This window comes from Acinetobacter sp. YH12097, from assembly GCF_013419225.1.
GTDB lineage: Bacteria > Pseudomonadota > Gammaproteobacteria > Pseudomonadales > Moraxellaceae > Acinetobacter > Acinetobacter amyesii.
This window is the reverse complement of the sequence record NZ_VPAN01000099.1, coordinates 1-1,174: the sequence shown is the minus strand read 5'-3', so window position 1 is coordinate 1,174 and position 1,174 is coordinate 1. Positions and strand designations below refer to the sequence as shown.

Sequence of the window (1,174 nt, the reverse complement as noted above, 5' to 3'; positions counted from 1 at the left end):
TTCGTATATTTGGCAATATCAAAAGCAGAGAGAAATTCACCTTTCCGCTTCAAATGCCTAAACCCTAAATCATTGACATAATTCCAGACGAAGTTCACTTCTGATGCTAGTTGGTCTAACACCTTGCGATGTTTGTCTTTTATACGTAATTTAAGGGTTTTCATGTACTTATATTAACAATCAGAACTCAAGGAAAATAGTCCTTAGTTAAATCAAACGACACTTCATGTCGTGTCGCTTATATCTCTGACCTGAAGGACAGAGTTTTACGCTCCATTTGATAAAACAGCTGTGCCATCACGGCATTCTGTCTTGAAACAAAATTTTTCCGCTCATTAATCTGTAAACTGGCCTGCTCTCGTATAGCATCATATTCTGCCGTTGTGAGTTTTCGCTGATTCTTCCAGTGCGCATCAGGTACATAACCTGTTCCATAATGTACATTCAACAATGGAAATTCATGAAAATATTTTGCCGTCGCACGTTTTTCTTTGGCTGTTAAAATATTCAGATGAATCCATTCACTGCCAAGATGAATCGATGGATCACGCTTCATACCTTCAGCAATCCATTTTTTGGCTAGTGAAATATTGCCGATCAACTCATAAGCTGTGCCTAAATTCACTGCCGTCTTCGGTAAACCTGGATGCTCATTTTCAATTGCACGTAAAACCTTAATGGCTAAATCGTAACGGCCTGCGTAGATCTGATGTACGGCATAATCATTTTCTGCCTGATAGTCTATTGGGCTAGGATGCCTTGAGACAAAGTTCTTCAATTTTTCGTCATGATGTTCTTCGTGTTGATTTTCTTTTTCTGAATCAGATGTATAAAAATCTTCTACATAGGTATTTAAACATGCCCAACTTGGCATAGTGATGAGTAATATGCTGCTCAATAGCATGATTTTTTTTATTATATTGTGTGTATAGACTGGACTATCCAATGTCATTTTCAAGCTTAGTTTTATCATCTAGTTATAATTCTGTGTGTTATTGGGTATTTTTAAATAATGACCATTCAAACATAAAAAAGCCACCCGAAGGTGTAATGCCAGTCAGTTAAGCAAATTTTAGTAAAATGTAGTAAAAATGAGTGTATGTAAATACGCTCATTTTTTTATGTCTTTATCTGAACATTTAGAATCCACTCTTGAACATTCTCTCCCATCACT

At 36.2% G+C, this 1,174-nt stretch carries 1 protein-coding gene and 1 pseudogene; both read right to left on the bottom strand.

Going from position 1 to position 1,174, the window contains the following annotated elements; translation table 11 throughout:
- Positions 1 to 164, bottom strand: a pseudogene (locus tag FTU37_RS16570) (RNA-guided endonuclease TnpB family protein); the annotation flags it as partial.
- Between the two features lie 74 nt (positions 165 to 238).
- Positions 239 to 904, bottom strand: a complete 666-nt coding sequence (locus tag FTU37_RS16565; RefSeq protein ID WP_180004670.1) for a M48 family metallopeptidase — start codon at positions 902 to 904, stop codon at positions 239 to 241.
- Between the last annotated feature and the right edge of the window lie 270 nt (positions 905 to 1,174).

Bases quoted from the DNA above. Each gene is read 5' to 3' on its own strand.
- FTU37_RS16565 (WP_180004670.1), bottom strand. From the start codon at position 904: ATGCTATTGAGCAGCATATTACTCATCACTATGCCAAGTTGGGCATGT.